We start from the raw sequence: 16,270 nt of genomic DNA, 5'->3' as shown, positions 1-16,270 counted from the left end.
CGGTCGGGGGTGGCCGGCCAGGGCCCCGATGCGTGACGCCGGGACGCCGGTCCCTCGGGGGACCGGTTCGGCGGGGACGCCTGCCGGGCCGCCGTCGGGGCGCCCGGGGGACGGCCCGGCAGGAGGCGGGCGGCGGGGCGCCCCGACGGGGAGCGGCGGACGGACGAGCGTTCAGCTCGGGGAACGGTGGCGGCGGACGCCCACCGCGTGGAAGCGGCCGGTGACGAAGGCGGCGTCACAGTAGACCGCGTCGGCCGCCGGGTTCATGCCCGTGCCGTGGAGGTCCGAGTAGACGGCGGACTGGGTGATGTACCAGTTGCCCATCAGGTTGAAGGACAGCATGACGCCGGCCTCGGCACAGGCGTCCTCCAGCGCCGCCTCGGTCTCCGGGGAGACGGTCCAGGCGCCGACCGAGAAGGACCCGTGCTCCCGGGCGGTGCGGGCCAGCAGTTCGATGCCGGCGGCGGCCGAGTCGACGGCGACCGCGAAGTGCACCGGGCCCAGCCATTCGGTGGACAGGGTGGCCGAGGCGCCGGGGTCGGCCGCGTCCAGGACGACGACGGCGGGGGTCCGGACGACCGCGTCCGGGTGGTCGGGGTGGACGATCGGGCGGGGGGCGACGGCCACCGGGCCGAGGGCGCCCGACGCGGCCTTGTCCACCCGGGCCAGCACCTCGGGCGAGAGCAGGGCACCGAGGACGGAGACGGCGGCCGCGGGGTCCGCGAGCAGGTCCGTCAGCGCGCCGCCGAGGTCCGCCACCACCTCGTCGAAGGACTTGTGTCCCTCGTCGGTGGCGATGCCGTCCCGGGGGATCAGCAGGTTCTGCGGGCTGGTGCAGAGCTGGCCGCTGTAGAGGGCGAGCCCGAAGGCCAGGTTGGCCAGCATGCCCCGGTAGGCGTCGGTGGACTCGATGAGCAGGCTGTTGACGGCCGACGTGCTGGTGAAGACCCGTGCCTGGGGGGCGTTCCGGCGCAGCCAGTCGCCGAAGCCGGTGGTCCCCGAGTAGTCCACGATCCGCACGTCGGGGTGGACGGCGAGACGCCGGGCGAGCCCCTCGCCGGGCCGCTCGGCGGCCAGGCACACCAGATTGGGGTCGAACCCGGTCTCGCTCAGCACCTCCCGGGCGGTGCGCACGGTCAGCGCGAGCGGCAGTACGGCGTTCGGGTGCGGTTTGACGAGGACGGGGTTGCCGGTGGCGAGCGAGGCGAAGAGGCCGGGGTAGCCGTTCCACGTGGGGAAGACGCTGTTGGCGACGAGCAGCGACACACCGCAGGGTCGGAGCGTGAACGTCTTGTCCAGGACGAACCGCTCGCCGTCCGGCATCGGCTTGCTCCACACGAAGGAGCCGGGCAGCCGGGTCTGCTCCACCACGGCCTGGGCGACGGCCTCGAGCCCCCGGTCCTGGGCGTGCACGGCTCCGGCGTGGAAGGCCATGACCGGGTTGTGACCGCTGGTGTACTCGGCGGCCAGGGCCAGTTCGTGTGAGGCGGCGTTGAGCCGGGCCAGGATCTCCGCGCAGACGGCGGCACGTGCCGTGACGCCCGCCTCGCGCCATTGCGGCATGGCGCGCCGCATGGCGCCGATGAGGACGTCGGGGTCGTGGTGCGGGTAGGCGACGGCCAGTTCGTGCCCGTAGGGCGACCGCTCGCCGCCGTCGGCGGGGGACGGACCGACGAGACCGTCCCGGCCCGGCTGGCCGAGGTCGAAGGTCCGGCCGCGCAGGGCCGCGAGGGCGTCCCGGGCGGCGGTCGCCGCGTCCGGGCCGTAGGCGTCGGTGTCTTCCGGATAGGGCGACCAGTGCGCCCGGGTGCGCAGCGTCTCCCGCGCCTGGTCGAGGGTCGGTCCGTGGCGGTGCACCAGCTCCCGTAAGAGGGTCGTCGGGGACGTGCCGCCCCCGAGCGGGTGGACTGTGCCGGTCTTTCCCACTCCTGTGCTCCTCCCGTTGTACGAGTCACGGGCGGAGCTCTGCCGGCGGGCCCTGCGGGTGCCGCCCGGCCGGGGCGGGCCCGCGCGGCCGGACTGCGGCGGCGCGCGTGCGCTATCCCCCTGATCCCCGTGATCGCGTCTCGTCTCGATGGACTGAACGCTGCCCATCCCATCACAACAAGACGCACACAACGCAAGAGTTGTCGTCAAATCAGCATAGAAGGCAATGTTCCAGTCATACATTGGCAAAATAGCCATGCTGAACACCGCTGCGACGACGCCGTTCCCCGAGGTCGGGATGGTGTCCCGGGAGGGGTCACGGGAAGGTGTTCCGGTCCGGTGGCCGACGGGGGAATGCGACCACCGGACCGAGCCGGACGACCCATGGGGAGCCGTCCGGCAGCTCTGTTCAGTCCCCGGAAGCCGCCGGCGCCGCCGGCGAGGGGACCCGTCCGAAGAGGCTGACCAGCAGGGCCCCGAGCGCCAGCGCGCCGCCCAGCCAGAGCACGGACTTGATGCCGAGGCCGTCCACGGCCCGGCCGCCGGCGAAGGCGCCCAGGGCGATGGCCCCGTTGAACACGCCCACGAACAAGGAGGTCACGCCCTCCCGGGCCTCGGGCGCGGCCAGCGCGAGCCACGTCTGGGTGCTCACCGACACACCGCCGTATGCCAGACCCCACACCAGCAGCAGGATCGCGGCACCGGCCACGGAGAGCCCGAGCAGCGGGACCAGCAGGACGGAGGCCGCCAGCGCCACGCTGATCACCACGAGGACCCCCTGGACCGACCGCCCGACCTGGGCGCCGACCACGAAGTTGCCCACGATGCCGGCGATGCCGTACACGAGCAGCAGGGTGCCGATCATCGAGTCCTGGACGCCGGACACCTCTTCCAGGACCGGCCGGACGTAGGTGTACGCGGCAAAGTGGCCGGTCACCAGCAGGGCCACCACGGCGAGCCCGGAGACCACCCGGGGGTTCCCGAACAGCCGCATCACACCGCCGAGGGCGACCGCCTTCTCGGCGGGCAGCGGGGGCAGCAGGACGGCCATGGCGATCGTCACCACCAGGGCCAGCCCGGCGACGGCGAGGAACGCCTCGCGCCAGCCCGCCAGTTCACCGATGTACACACCGGCCGGCACGCCCAGGACCGAGGCGATGGCAATACCGCTGAAGATCATGGAGGTCGCCGGTCCGACGGACTTGGCCGGGACCAGCCGGACGCCGAGCCCGCCCGCGAGCGACCAGACGCCGCCCATGCCGACGCCGATCAGCACTCGGGCCGCCATCATCACCGCGAAGTTCGGTGACCAGGCGGCCAGTACATTGGCCAGCGCCAGGAGCAGCATCAGGGAACACAGCACCGCACGCCGGTCGATCCGCCCCACCGCCGAGGTCACCAGCGGCGCGGAGAGCGCGCCGACCAGACCGGTGACGGTGAGCGTCAGACCGGCCGTGCCCTCGCTGACGTCCAGGGCGCCGCCGATCGGCGTAAGCAGTCCCACCGGCAGCATCTCCGACGTGACCACGGTGAACGTTCCGGCCGCCACGGCCACCACTGCGGGCCACCCGCCGCTCCTGGCCCCCCTCGGTGCGGGTTGCTGCACGGACAGATCCTCAACTTTTGCCATGGCACCAGCCAACCCCGCGGCCGAAGGCCGAACAAGCGCGGAGTTCTCATGTTTTCATAAGGTGGGCTAATCGAAGGGCGCGCGGATCAGGCACAGGCGACCTGCGCGGGCCGTACCGCTGGAGGGCATGACCATGATCGTCACCGGGCCGGGGAACGGCGGTGGGAACCCCCCACCGGTGGGCTCCGTGGAGATCCGCGAACTGGAGTGCTTCCTGGTCCTCGCGGAGGAACTCCACTTCGGGCGCACGGGGGAGCGGCTGTACGTCTCCCAGGGCCGGGTCAGCCAGCTGATCCGCGCCCTGGAGCGGCGCATCGGCGCCCGTCTGGTGGACCGTACGAGCCGCAGGGTACAGCTGACCCCCCTCGGCGAGGACTTCCTCGGCGCCCTCCGCCCCGCCTACACCGCCCTGCGCGCCACCGTCGAGGACGCCCGTGCGGCAGCGCTCGGCGGCCGCCCCCTGCGCATCGGCTTCCAGGGCGTGGCGGGATACGGCTTCATGGAGGTGGTGCGGGAGTTCGAGGACCGCCATCCCGGCTGCGAGTCCCGGATCACCGAAGTGCCGCTCTCCGACCCCTTCGGCCCCTTGCACCGGGACGAGGTGGACACCGCCGTCGTCCTGCTGCCGGTCCGGGAGCCGGATTTCGTGCTCGGGCCCGTCTTCTCGCGCCAGCCGCAGTACCTGGCGGTCTCCCGGCGGCACCCGTTCGCCGGCCGGACCGTTCTGGACGCCGAGGAGCTGGTCGACTCGCCGCTCGTCGGTCTGGCCGCCCCGGCGCCGGAGTACTGGCGCGAGGTCCAGGCGCCCACCCGCACCCCGGCCGGCCGCCCGGTGCCGCAGGGTCCGGCGGTGGGCACCCTCCAGGAAGGGCTGTCCCTGGTCGCGGCGGGCCGGGGCGTCATGCTGCTCTGCCACCCGACCACCGAGTACCACCACCGCCGGGACGTGGCCTACGTCCCGGTGACCGGGCTGCCCGAGTCCGCCCTCGGCCTGGTCTGGCACGGTGACCGCGAGAACGCCCGGGTCCGCGCCTTCGCCGAGGTGGTGGCGGCCAGCGACCTGTCCCGGCTGGGGCTGTGACCCGCGGTGCCGGCACAGGCGCGCCCTCGGCGGCCCGCCTGTGACGGCACGGCCGAGGGGGCTCCGCCCGGCGGCGGCAGAGGCGTGAACCCGTGCACCCGGGCGGCGCCCATCCCCGTCCGCCGCGCTCACACCGCTTCCGGCCGTACACACCGCCTTCCCATGAACCCCTGCGCACGGCCCCGCACGGCCCCCGGTGAACCTTCCGTGAACGGCATGTTGCACACCCCGGCCATGGCCGAGCGGGTCCATTACGTTGGCTGGATGTGCTGCCGCAGAAAGCCGGACGCCACAGTGCAGAAGCTCCCCTGATGGCGCTTGTCGAAGTGGTCTCCGCGCCGTCCACGGCCGAGCGCACCACCCGTTTCCCGAACAGGACCACGGAACGCCGGAAAAAGACCCCGGTGCTCTCCGCCGGCCTGCCCGGATCCACCGTCGACCGGGTCGCCCCGGCGGTGAGCAGCGGAGCGTCCGACGTCTCGCGGGACGCCGCGGTGGGCCCGTTCCCACTGCTGGGCGAAGACGTCGGCACGATGGACGACATCCCGGGACCGCTGGTGTTCCGCACCGTCACCACGCTCGTCGACATCGCGCTGGACGCGGCGGCCGACGGCCCGGCGAGCGCTCCCGACGCCACCACACCTCCCCGGCGCCGCGCCGCCACGCGCTGCGCACCGGCTCGCTCGCGGCCTGACCCCCGATGCCAGAAAGGGAACCACCACCCATGCAGGCTCTGTCACACCTCGCCCGGGACGTCGCGTCGGCCAAGGAGCAGGGGCGCTACCGGACATACCTGAATCTGGAGCGCCGCGCCGAGACGGCCCCGCGGGCCGTGCTCCACGCCGCCGACGGTCCGCGCGAGATCACCGTCTGGTGCTCCAACGACTACCTCTCGCTGAGCCACCACCCGACGGTCATCGACGCGGTCGCCGACGCGGTGCGCGGCGTGGGCCTGGGCACCGGCGGCGCGCGCAGCATCTCGGGCACCAGCACCTTCCACGAGGACCTGGAGGCCGAACTCGCCTCGCTCTACCGCAAGGAGCGGGCGCTGCTGTTCAGCACCGGCTTCGCGGCCAACGACGCCACCCTGTCGGTGCTGGGACGGCGCATACCCGGGCTGGTGATCTTCTCCGACGAGCTGAACCACGCGTCGATCATCCAGGGCGTCCGCAACAGCGGCGCGCAGAAGAGGATCTTCCGCCACAACGACACGGGCCACCTGCGCAAGCTGCTCGGGGAGACGGACCCGGACGCGCCCAAACTGGTCGCCTTCGAGTCCCTGTACTCCATGGAGGGCGACTTCTCCCCGATCCGCGAGATCGTGGACATCGCCGAGGAATTCGGCGCCCTGACCTACCTGGACGAGATCCACTCGGTCGGCATCTACGGCGAGGAGGGCTCCGGCTACGCGGAGGAGCAGGGCGTCCGCGACCGGATCACCGTCTTCCAGGGCGGTTTCGGCAAGGGACTCGGCGGGGCCGGCGGTTACATCGCCGGGCCGGCCTCGGTCGTCGACAGCGTGCGGACCTTCGCGGCCCCGTTCGTCTTCAGCACGTCCGCCCCGGCGCCGCTGGTGGCCGGCGCGCTGTCCGCGCTGCGTCTGGTCCGCCACGACTCCACCCAGCGGGACCTGCTGCGGGCGCGCGCGTCGGAACTGAAGGAGGGACTGACCGCGCGCGGCATCCCGGTCATCTCGCGGGACAGCCACGTGGTCCCGGTGCTCGTCGGCGACCCGCATCGCAACAAGGAGGTCAGCGCGCTGCTCCTGGGCGACCACGGCATCTACGTCCAGCCGGTGAACGCGCCCACCGTGCCCGAGGGCACCGAGCGGCTGCGCGTCACGCCCACCTCCCGTCACACGGCCGCAGACGTCCAGACGTTCGTCGAGGCGCTCGACGCCGTGTGGTCGGCGGCCGGCCTTCCCCGCAGCCGCTGACCGCACCGTCCGACGGCCGTCGCCCCGGCACGAGCACCGCTCCGGAACCCGTGCCGGGGCCGCGGCCGAACCTGCACCCGATTCCAAGGATTCCCGTGAAAGACGCCACCCCACCCGTGCTCTGGCTGCTCGCGGTGGGCGCCTTCGCCGTCGGCACGGACGCGTTCGTGATCGCCGGTGTGCTGCCGGAGATCGCGGACGACCTCCGTGTCTCCCCTGGCGCCGCCGGTCAGCTGATCACCGTGTTCTCCCTCACGTACGCGCTGTTCGCCCCGGTCAGCGCCACGATCACCGGCTCGCTGTCCCGCCGGACCGTACTGGCCGGCGGGCTGGGAACGTTCATCGTCGGCAACGTGGTCACCGCGCTGGGCGACTCCTACGGATGGGTCGCGGCGGGCCGGTTCGTCGCCGCGCTCGGCGCCGCCTCGTACACGCCCCAGGCTTCCGCCGCCGCCGCGTCCCTGGTCCCCGAGGAGCGCAGGGGCCGGGCACTGGGCATCGTCATCGGCGGCCTGACCATGGCCACCGCGCTGGGAGTGCCGATCGGCACCTGGATCGGCGGCCTGGTGGGCTGGCGGGCCACGCTGTGGGCGGTCGCCGCGCTGGGCGCGGTCGCGCTGCTGGGCGTCCTGATGCTGCCGAGGCTGGCGCCCGCGGGCAGGCACCCGCTGGCCGAACGGCTCTCGGGCCTGCGCAGCCCGGCCGTCCTGATCACCCTGTCGGTCACCCTGCTCGCCGTCACCTCCGAGCACGTGGTCTACACGTACATCGGCCCGGTGCTCCAGGACGCCACCGACGGCGGGCGTGCGCTGTCGGTGCTGCTGTTCGTCTTCGGCGTCGGCGCCGTCGCGGGCAACACCGTCGCCGGGATCACCACCGACCGGCTGGGCAACCGGGCGGTGCTCCTGCTCGCCGTCGGCGGCATGGCGGTGGACCTGGCCCTGCTCCCGCTGTGGTCCGGGTCCCTGATCGGGGCGGGCGTGGCGCTGTTCGTCTGGGGCGCCACGGGGTGGATGTACCTCGTGCCCCAGCAGCACCGGCTGCTCTCGCTCAGCGAGGCGAGCGGCCCCTTCACCGTGGCGCTCAACAGTTCCGCCCTGTACCTGGGCATCGCCATCGGCGGCGCGGTCGGCGGCCTCCTCGTCAACACCTGGGGCCCCGAGTCGACCGCAGTGCCCGCCTTCGTCCTCGCGGCCGTCGCCGTCGCCGTCGCGGCCCGCACCTACGGACGTCCCACCCCCACCGGTGCGGCGCGGGAGACACGCAGCGATCCCGCGCGGCAAGGAGCTTCCGACGACGACTGACCGACCTGCCGGCGGACGGCGTCCACCGGTCCGGGCCGCGTTCGCCCTGGTTGCCGCCTCGGCCCCCGACACGGAGGTCGTCGGCGAGGCCGGCACGGGCCGGGAGGCCGTGGAACCGGTCCGTCGATCCGCGGCGTGACGGCCGGCGGGGCCCTGCTCTCGCCCGGTCCGGCGGCCTGCCTGATCGAGCGGTTGCCGCACAGGCCCGCGCTCCCGGCGGTGGGCGGCCGCGGTCCTGGCCGGCTGCCGAGCGGGAGCGGCACCCTGGACACCCGCGGCCTCACCGACACGGAGGTCGCCGACTTCCTCGGGCTGAGCCCGCTGACCGCGAAGACGCACGTGGGCCGCATCATGGGCAAGCCGGGCGCGCGGGACCGGGCGCAACCGGTCATCGTGGCCTGCGAGTCGGGGCTGGTGACACCGGGCGGCCGTCAGGCGCAGTAGGTGTCCGTGCCCGGCCGCTGCCCGGTCGCCAGGAAGCGGGAGACCGTACGGTCGCCGCACGCGTTGCCGTTGGCGAGGTAGGCGTCGTGCCCGGTGGAGTTGACCGTCACCATGACCGCGCGCCGGCCGAACGCCTCCCGGAGCTTCCGGGCGCCGCTGAGCGGGGTCGCCACGTCCCGCTCGTTCTGGACGAGCATGATGTTGGACGGCCCCCGGCCGGTGATCCGCACCGGCGCCTCACGCGGCGGATACGGCCAGGCGGCGCACGGCATCGCGTTGCGGGGCATGCCGGCGGTGAGCGGGTACTTGGCGCGGCTCTCGGCGACGTCCTTCTCGTACACGGCCTCGGACGTGGGCCAGGCGACGTCGTTGCACAGCGTGCCGGCGCCGACGGCGGCGACGTTCTGCAGGACGGCCTCGGGCGGCGCCGCGGGCGCGGGCGGCACGGTGCCCTCCTGCGCGGCCCGCATCAGCTTGGCGAGCGTGGGATAGCGGCTGGGGGAGTAGAGGCTGTCCAGCATGGTCTGGCGCAGGACGTTGCCGTTCAGCTCCTCCGGGTTGGCGCCGGGCCAGGGGAGGGGTTCCCGGTCGAGCCGGGCGGCCAGCCGCAGGAACAGCGGCCGGACGTCGGCGGCGCTGCTCGCGACGCGGTCCGGGTTGTCCGGCTTCGACGCCCACGCGGCGAAGTCGGGGAAGGTGTCCTCCACGCCCTGCTCGTGCCCGGCCAGCCAGGCGCGGGCGACGCGGGTAGGGTCGGGGTTGTCGTTGCTGTCCAGCACGATGCGGTCGGTGCGGTGCGGGAACAGCTGCGCGTACACGGCCCCGACGTACGTCCCGTACGACACGCCCCACGCGGAGAGCTTGCGCTCGCCGAGCGCGGCGCGGAGGCGGTCGATGTCGCGGGCCTCGTTGGCGGTGCTGAGGTGCCGGATCAGTTCGCCGCCGTTCGCGGCACAGGCGCCGGCCATGCGGCGGGCGGTGGCCAGGTTCTCGTCCACCGAGCCGTCCGCGGCCGGCCAGGGGCGGAGCTTGGAGAGGGCCAGGTCGCCGTGGTCCAGCCCGCAGTCGACGGGCGTGGACGGGGCGAGCCCGCGCGGGGCGAAGCCGACCACGTCGTAGGCGTCCAGGACCTCCTGGGGGAGCCTCTTACCCCTCCCCGAGGGGTCGTTCAGGCTGGAGCCGCCCGGCCCGCCGGGGATCAGCAGCAGGGTGCCGCGCCGGGCCCGGGGGTTCTCGCTCGGGATGCGCGAGACGGCGATGTCGATGCGGGGACTGTCGGGGTCGGCGTAGTCCATGGGGACCCGGAGGGTGGCGCACTGCTGCCGGGGGTCGATCCCGGAGCCCCCGCAGGCGGCCCAGGCGAGGCCCTCGGAGGAGCTCGCGGCCACGGATGCGGTCACGGGCGCGGTGACGGCCAGGAGGGCGGTGGAGACGCCGACGATGGCGGCGTTGCGGATGGTGCGCGTGTGCTGCGTCATACGACGATCTTCGCGAATCCCAGAGGCCCGCCCCATCCGGGCAACAACCTGGAACGTCTTGGGGTTTACCCCACCATCCCCCTGACGAACTCCACCCAGGCGGCGGCCCCGACGAGGGCCACGGGCCCGCGCCGCGGGGATCGGCGCGGGCTCACCGACCGCGGAGGCGAACAGCTGCTGGATCGACAAGGATCGGCGCCTCCGGATTTCCCACTGGGGAGCGTGGCGAGGCGGGACGGGCCCGGCCGTGCCGGTGGGTACCGCACGGCCGGGCCCGGTGATCAGTTGAGCGGGACGTCGTACTCCGTCCAGGCGGACCAGTTTCCGTCGTGGTCGCGATTGCGGCCCCACATCTGCCCGAGGTGGTCGTAGTAGAAGACCCTGAAGGTCCAGGGATCGGTCTTGTCGTAGTCGTAGACGTACGCCTGGGTGGTCACCCCTCTTCCCCCTACGCCCATGGACTGCCAACCGCTCCACTTTCCGCTGGAGTCGGTGTTGTAGCGGGTCCACACCGCCATGTCGGTGCCGATGATGAACTCCTGCTTCCTTCCGTCGGGCAGCTTGTAGCTGGTGACGCCGTACTCGCAGATGTAGACACCGCCTCCGCGCGAGCAGTTGCTCGCCTCGGCCGGCGTGGCCACCCCCGCGACACTCGCGACGGCGGCGGCCGTGATCGCGGCAGCCTTGAGTTTCCCGACCAGCATGACTTTCATCTCCTTGAGGTTCGTGTGTCTGTCCTGCGTGACGAGGCAGGGCAGGGAGGGGGCAAAGCAGGGGTGTGGACTCAGAAGTCGTCCGCGCCGTTGCGGAGTTCGGGGGTCCAGTAGCCGGTGAGGGCCTGCACCGGGTCGGCGGCGATGCCGCCGCTGCCGGGCGCGCTGACGGTGATGACGGTGGAGTCTTCCGTCAGCACGAGGGAGAACGCCGACACGGGCTCGTTGTCCTCGTCGACCCCGCCGTCGGAGACCCTCACCAGCGCGTAGGCGGGGGCTCCCGGCGTGAGCACGACCGGCGTGGGCGGCTTGCTCTTGGCGACGGCCGGGACGTCCTGCTTGTGGCTCTCCAGCAGCTGGATGTGCGGGAATCCCGCCAGCCGGCAGGAGTCGCCGGAGGTGTTCTTCGCGGTGAGGACGAGGTGCGTGTAGGGAGGACCGCCCTGGGTGGCGGCGGTGACGGAGACATCCCCCGCGGTGCACAGCCGGGTGGTGGCGGGTGCCTGCTCGCCGTCCGGGCCCGCGGAGCCGCCGGCGGCGGTGGAGCCGTCGGAACCGTTCGCTTCGGCCGAGTCCTTCGCCTTCGCCGAGGCCGTCGCATCGGTGGTGCCCGTCGTGCCCGTCGTGCCCGTCGTGCCCGTCGAGCCGGCCTGCTCGCCGTCCACCGCCGTCCCCGTCGCCGAGGAGGACGCCGCGGGAGCGGACTCGCCGTCCGTGTCGCTCTGGCAGGCGGTGAGACACAGGGCGAGAGCCGTGCCCGCGATGGCGAGCAGCGTGGAGCGGTGGCGCATGGTGTGCATGGGAGTTCTTCCGGTGAGTGCCTGGTGCGGGGGCACGGCTCGGTGCCGCCGGCCCTGGTCGTTCTGATGCTGCGGTGTGGTGCTCAGGCGCCCGTCCCCCCCCCGAGAGGGGAGATGCCCCCGCCTCTGAAAGGCAAGGCGCCCCGCGCCAGAACTGATTGGATCACCGGCGGTCCGTGCGGCCCAGGCGGTTCCACCGGCAGGAATACGGTCCGTAACACTTCTGCCGGTGCTCGCGTCCGCACGCGCCGGATGATCCGGGACGGAGACGGCGCGCGGTGGCACCCTTCCATCGGGGCAGCGAGAACCGTAAGCGTCGAGCAACCCGACGGCCGCGGTCGGGCGGAGCCGTCGCCCACTCACCGTCGCCGAGCGCTACGCCATCGCCGGACCGCGTACGGCCCAGCCGCCGCGTGTCGGTCTCGACGCCGGCCGGACCGGCGGTCCTGGCCGCCGTTCTCGGCGGGTGAGCGGGTCCTCGGCGCGGGCCGCGGCGCTCCAGGCGGCGCGCAGCCGGGCCTTGCCCCGTGCGGGGCGGGTGTACGCCCCGGGCACGCGACGGCGCCCCGCGGGGGTACGTCGCCGGAGCGTCTGCGGGGATGGCCCCGCCTCGCGCCGGTTCCTGCCGCGCCGGGCCTCCGGCCGGGTGAGTTAGGTTTTCGCCCGGCAGAGGGATTGATGGTGTTATGGATAGCTCTAGTCCATCCGGAGTTCTCTTTCGGCGATTTCCTCCGGAGACGCGCAGTGTGCCGCTGGCCCGGCGATTCGTGCGGTCGGCGCTGCCCGGCGTCGAGCCGGAGGTGGTGGACACCGCCGAGCTGCTGACCGGTGAGCTGGTGACCAACGCGGTGCTGCACGCGCGGACCGAGGTGGAGGTGCGGGTCTGGTCGCACGAGGGACAGGTGCGCGTGCGAGTCGGCGACGGCCGGCCGGACCGCCCGCTGGTGCCGCGGGAGTCCAGGCCGTATGCCGGTGCCGGCCGGGGCCTTGCCATGGTCGAGGAGCTGGCTTCCAGTCATGGGGCCCACGTGGGGGAGGGCCGCAAGACGGTCTGGTTCGAACTGTGGCCCAAGGCCCCGGTGCCACCGACGTCCGGCTGGGAGACCGTGCCCACGCTCGGCCGAACCGCGACCGTGACCCTGATCGACGTGCCGTACATCGTCTTCCGCGCGGCACAGCAGCACAGTGACGAGGTGCTGCGCGAACTGATGTTGACCACACGCGTCGAGGAACGCGCCGGAGTGTCACGCCACGAGCTGCTCGTCGCCGGCGATGTGGCCAACGTCATCAACGCGTGCGTGACGTCCGCGCTGGAGGAGACGGTCACCGGCGGCGCCACGGTGACCCTGGACATCGCGTTCCCGTTGGACGCCGCGCCCGCCGTGGACACGTTGCGGAACGTGTTCGAACACGGTGACACGGCGGCACAGCTGGGGTCCCTGCTCACCCTCCCGGCTCCGCCGCACGTGCGCAGCCACTACCAGTGGGTGCTCGACCAACTGGTCACCCAACTCTCCGGAGGTCCGCCCACCGCGTGGACGCTGCTGCCCGGTGTGCCGGACGCGACCTCCGTCGAATTCGCGCCGTGGGACGCCGGCGACGTGGAGGACAGCAGTGTCCCGACTGCCGCGGCCGACGACGACGGCCGGATCATCGCGGCCAACACCGCTCTGGCCGACCTGCTGGGCTGGCAGACCGACGAGCTGATCGGTCGGCCGCTGACCGTGCTGATTCCCGAGCATCTGCGCGAGCGCCACCGGGCTGGGTTCACCGCGCTCCGGCTGACCGGCCGGTCCCGCCTCATGGGCCGGTCCATCCCGCTGCCGGCCTTGCACCGCGACGGCAGCCTGGTCCATGTGCGTCTGCACGTGCAGAGTCAGGAGGCGGTCGACGGCCGCACGGTGCGGGTCGGCCAGTTCACGCCCAGAGCGACGGCTCCCGGGGAGGACCGGCCGGTGTCACGTCCCGATCCCGGGCTCTCGGTGCGGCTGCACACCGGCGCGGCAGCGGCGCCGCGGGCCGGCGGTGAGACGGCGACACGGAGGGCTTGGGAGCGGTTGAGCCTGCTGGCGGACACCACCAGTGCACTGTCGAGCACACTCGACTTGCGCGAGGGACTGCGCCGGGTGTGCCACGTCCTCACCCAGCAGATGGCCGCATGGTGCGTGGTCGATCTGCTCGACGAGCACGGCGATGCCGAACGGGTCTGCGTCGTCCACCGCGAGCCTCGGGCACTGAGCGCCGGGGTGGAACTCGGCAGACTGCCCCCGGTGTCCGAGAACGCGCGGGGACCGCTGGCCCGGGTGCTGAACGGCGCGGGACCCCTGCTGATCACCGAGATCCCCTCACCGGACCAGGCGGAAAGCGCCCTGGACGCCCGGCAGCTGGAGCTGTTCGAGCAACTGGACGCCGGCAGCACGATCATGGCGCCACTGCGGGCCCGCCGCGAGGTGCTGGGCGCCCTGATCGTCGTACGCACCGGCCACGACGATCCCTTCACCGAACAGGACGCGCTCCTCGTCGCCGACCTCGTGAAGGGAATCTCGCTGAGTGTCGACAACGCCCGTCTGCACCAGCACACCCGTACCGCGGCCGAGCGCCTCCAACGGTCCCTGCTGCCCCGCCTCCCGCACATCCCCTCCATGGAGATGACCGCACGCTACGCACCCTCCAGTACCACCGCCCAGGTCGGCGGCGACTGGTTCGACGCCTTCACCCTGCCCGACGGTGACACGGCACTGGTCATCGGAGACGTGTCAGGGCACGATCTGAACGCCGCGGTGACGATGAGCCAGCTGCGCAACATGCTCCGCGGCATCGCCGTCGACTGCCAGGACCGGCCCTCGGAGGTACTGCGCCGACTCGACCTCGCGACCCTCACCCTTTACCCGAACTCCACCGCGACCTGCGCCTACGCCGTCGTCAAAGGACCCTCCAACGGCCCCTGGGAACTGCACCACTCGTCCGCCGGACACCTCCCCCTGCTACTGACCCGGCCCAACGGCGACACTCATTACCTGGAGTCCGCCTCCGGTCTCCTCATCGGCGTGGACAGCACCTTTCCCAGACCCACCGCCCACGACTCGCTGCCGGCCCATTCCACCCTGCTCATGTTCACCGACGGCCTGATCGAACGCCCGGGAGAATCCCTCAGCGACGCCTTGGGCCGCCTGCGCCGGCACACCGCCGCCCTCGCCCAGGCACCCCTCGACGTCTTCTGCGACGAACTGATCCTCAGCCTCGGCGCCGGCAGTACCGACGACATCGCCCTCCTCGCCCTGCGCCCCACTCCGCCGGACGCATGACCGGCCGCCGTCCCGCCGGCGCGGCCCTCTCACACCGCCGCCGCGGACGAAGGCCGGGCGGGTCAAACGTCGTCCGGCCATGTCCGGCGTCGGGCGTGGTGGGCCCATACGGCGATGACCATGAGGATGGCTGTCATACCGCCCAGGGTCATGACCGCCGAGGGCGAGCCGGCGTCGACGATGAGTCCACCGGCCAGGGCGCCGAGGGAGATCGCGGCCTGGAAGGACGCGGTGAACATGACGGAAGCGGCTTCGGGGGTGTCGGGACTCGCCTTGGTGAACCACGTCTGGGAGCAGACAGGGACCGCCCCGTACGCCACGCCCCAGACGATGAGGAGGGCGATCGCTCCGGCGTTCCCCTGACCCAGAACGGGCAGGAGCAGGGTGGCGACAGCGATCAAGCCGGCGGCGGTGCCGAAGGTGGCCCGGGGGTGGCGTGCGACCAGGGAGCCGCCCAGGAAATTGCCGAGGATGCCCGCTGCTCCGTAGACGAGCAGGAAGACGGTGACGAGCCCGGACCCGACGTCGGTGACCTGCTCGAGGAACGGTGTGACGTAGGTGTATGTACCGAAGTGCGCCAGCACGATCAGTACGGTCAGGAGCAGTGCGAACCGGGTGGCGCCGCTGCTGAGCATGCCGCGCAATACGCGCAGGCGGGTGGTCCGGCGAGGTGGCAGCGGCGGCGTGACGGCCAACAGCATGATCAGTACGGCGACGGTGAAGCCGCCCATGGCGATGAACGCGGTGCGCCAGCCGGCCAGGCCGCCGATGAGTGTGCCGGCCGGTACGCCGAGTACGGAGCCCAGGGGTACGGCGGAGAAGATCACCGCTGTGGCTCGGCCGACGGATGCGGCGGGCACGAGGCGTTCGGCCAGTGAGGCGCCGATGGACCAGAAGCCGCCGATCACGACGCCGACGACGATGCGGGAGACCAGGACCAGCCAGTAGTCGGGGGCCGCTGCCGCGAGGAAGTTCGCCGCGGCGAGCAGGACCATGAAGGCGCACAGCATCGGGCGGCGGTCGATCCGTGCGGTGACGACGGTGACGACGGGGGCGGCGATCGCTGCGAGGAAGCCGGGCATGGTCATCGTCAGGCCGGCCATGCCGTCGGAGACGGTGAAACCGGCGCCGATCTCGGTCAGAAGTCCGATGGGGAGGATTTCTGTGGTGACGATGGAGAAGATGCCCAGCATCACCGCGACGACGGCCAGCCATCCGATCACCGGGGAGCGGGGCGGTGCATCGGCCCCGCCGGGGTCGCGCGTGGTCGCGGTGGTGGATGCGTCCATGGTTTCCGTCCTGCGCTGGGGATTGTGTCGCACGATCAGTGCAGCAGGCGGAGCGGGGCGAGGGCTGGCGGATCCGCGACATCAGCGTCGCCTCGAAGGGTGGTGTCGTAATCACGCTCGTGCGCACCCTCACGCTCAGCCGGCTCGAACACAGCATGCGAACGAGCGGTGAGCACAAGTGCAGGCGAAGACCGCTCTGCCGTACGGCAGTCACCGGGCCGAGTGGTCAGGTTCGAGCCACCACGCGAGGTCGGCCGTTGAAGATCAAGCTAGCCTCCCCGTTTCGCTTCGCGTGGCTGAGCTGGTCGGATCGCGGTGAAGTGGTGGTTTCGGTTGCTCGTGGCCGGGTGGGCATGGCCGGGGC

General features: G+C 72.5%; 11 protein-coding genes. 5 read left to right on the top strand and 6 right to left on the bottom strand.

Going from position 1 to position 16,270, the window contains the following annotated elements:
• Positions 1-171: 171 nt before the first annotated feature.
• Positions 172-1,926, bottom strand: coding sequence for a phenylacetic acid degradation protein PaaN (paaN, locus tag ACZ4K2_RS33180; protein WP_467479380.1), 1,755 nt, complete (start codon positions 1,924-1,926; stop codon positions 172-174).
• Positions 1,927-2,335: 409 nt separating this feature from the next.
• On the bottom strand, positions 2,336-3,484 hold the full coding sequence (locus tag ACZ4K2_RS33175; RefSeq protein WP_467479402.1) for an MFS transporter: 1,149 nt from the start codon (positions 3,482-3,484) through the stop codon (positions 2,336-2,338).
• Between the two features lie 205 nt (positions 3,485-3,689).
• Between ACZ4K2_RS33175 and ACZ4K2_RS33170 the strand changes: the two genes are divergently transcribed.
• The 4 genes from ACZ4K2_RS33170 (at position 3,690) to ACZ4K2_RS33155 (ending at position 8,321) form a co-directional block, all read left to right on the top strand.
• Positions 3,690-4,637 (top strand): LysR family transcriptional regulator, encoded by a 948-nt coding sequence (locus ACZ4K2_RS33170; RefSeq protein WP_467479404.1) that lies wholly within the window; start codon positions 3,690-3,692, stop codon positions 4,635-4,637.
• A gap of 724 nt (positions 4,638-5,361) precedes the next feature.
• Positions 5,362-6,573 (top strand): 5-aminolevulinate synthase, encoded by a 1,212-nt coding sequence (gene hemA / locus ACZ4K2_RS33165; protein WP_467479382.1) that lies wholly within the window; start codon positions 5,362-5,364, stop codon positions 6,571-6,573.
• A 95-nt stretch (positions 6,574-6,668) separates the two neighbouring features.
• A complete protein-coding gene (locus ACZ4K2_RS33160) occupies positions 6,669-7,877 on the top strand; it encodes an MFS transporter (RefSeq protein ID WP_467479383.1) in 1,209 nt (402 codons plus the stop codon).
• 135 nt (positions 7,878-8,012) lie between these two features.
• A complete protein-coding gene (locus tag ACZ4K2_RS33155; RefSeq protein ID WP_467479384.1) occupies positions 8,013-8,321 on the top strand; it encodes a LuxR family transcriptional regulator in 309 nt (102 codons plus the stop codon).
• Here the strand turns inward: ACZ4K2_RS33155 and ACZ4K2_RS33150 are convergent.
• From ACZ4K2_RS33150 to ACZ4K2_RS33140, 3 genes are all read right to left on the bottom strand, one after another.
• The gene (locus ACZ4K2_RS33150; RefSeq protein WP_467479386.1) at positions 8,309-9,799 is read right to left on the bottom strand and encodes an alpha/beta hydrolase; all 1,491 of its coding nucleotides are present in this window, start codon (positions 9,797-9,799) and stop codon (positions 8,309-8,311) included. The genes ACZ4K2_RS33155 and ACZ4K2_RS33150 overlap by 13 nt on opposite strands.
• Positions 9,800-10,080: 281 nt before the next feature.
• Positions 10,081-10,503 (bottom strand): hypothetical protein, encoded by a 423-nt coding sequence (locus ACZ4K2_RS33145; RefSeq protein WP_467479388.1) that lies wholly within the window; start codon positions 10,501-10,503, stop codon positions 10,081-10,083.
• Between the two features lie 80 nt (positions 10,504-10,583).
• On the bottom strand, positions 10,584-11,312 hold the full coding sequence (locus tag ACZ4K2_RS33140) for a DUF4232 domain-containing protein (protein ID WP_467479390.1): 729 nt from the start codon (positions 11,310-11,312) through the stop codon (positions 10,584-10,586).
• 686 nt (positions 11,313-11,998) lie between these two features.
• On the opposite strand from ACZ4K2_RS33140, the gene ACZ4K2_RS33135 reads away from it, so the two are divergent.
• Entirely contained in the window at positions 11,999-14,617 is a 2,619-nt protein-coding gene (locus ACZ4K2_RS33135) for a SpoIIE family protein phosphatase (RefSeq protein ID WP_467479392.1), read from the top strand.
• A gap of 62 nt (positions 14,618-14,679) precedes the next feature.
• Here the strand turns inward: ACZ4K2_RS33135 and ACZ4K2_RS33130 are convergent, their stop codons facing one another.
• Complete coding sequence (locus tag ACZ4K2_RS33130) at positions 14,680-15,906, bottom strand: MFS transporter (RefSeq protein ID WP_467479394.1); 1,227 nt, start codon at positions 15,904-15,906, stop codon at positions 14,680-14,682.
• Positions 15,907-16,270: the final 364 nt, after the last annotated feature.

It is taken from the genome of Streptomyces sp. NPDC025833 (genome assembly GCF_055558055.1).
The sequence above is the reverse complement of the archived record's forward strand: the minus strand, read 5'-3'. Positions and strand labels throughout refer to the sequence as shown.

Coding starts and splice junctions, on each gene's coding strand:
- ACZ4K2_RS33170 (WP_467479404.1), top strand. CDS start 3,690: ATGATCGTCACCGGGCCGGGGAACGGCGGTGGGAACCCCCCACCGGTG.
- hemA (WP_467479382.1), top strand. CDS start 5,362: ATGCAGGCTCTGTCACACCTCGCCCGGGACGTCGCGTCGGCCAAGGAG.
- ACZ4K2_RS33150 (WP_467479386.1), bottom strand. CDS start 9,799: ATGACGCAGCACACGCGCACCATCCGCAACGCCGCCATCGTCGGCGTC.
- ACZ4K2_RS33145 (WP_467479388.1), bottom strand. CDS start 10,503: ATGCTGGTCGGGAAACTCAAGGCTGCCGCGATCACGGCCGCCGCCGTC.
- ACZ4K2_RS33140 (WP_467479390.1), bottom strand. CDS start 11,312: ATGCACACCATGCGCCACCGCTCCACGCTGCTCGCCATCGCGGGCACG.
- ACZ4K2_RS33135 (WP_467479392.1), top strand. CDS start 11,999: ATGGATAGCTCTAGTCCATCCGGAGTTCTCTTTCGGCGATTTCCTCCG.
- ACZ4K2_RS33130 (WP_467479394.1), bottom strand. CDS start 15,906: ATGGACGCATCCACCACCGCGACCACGCGCGACCCCGGCGGGGCCGAT.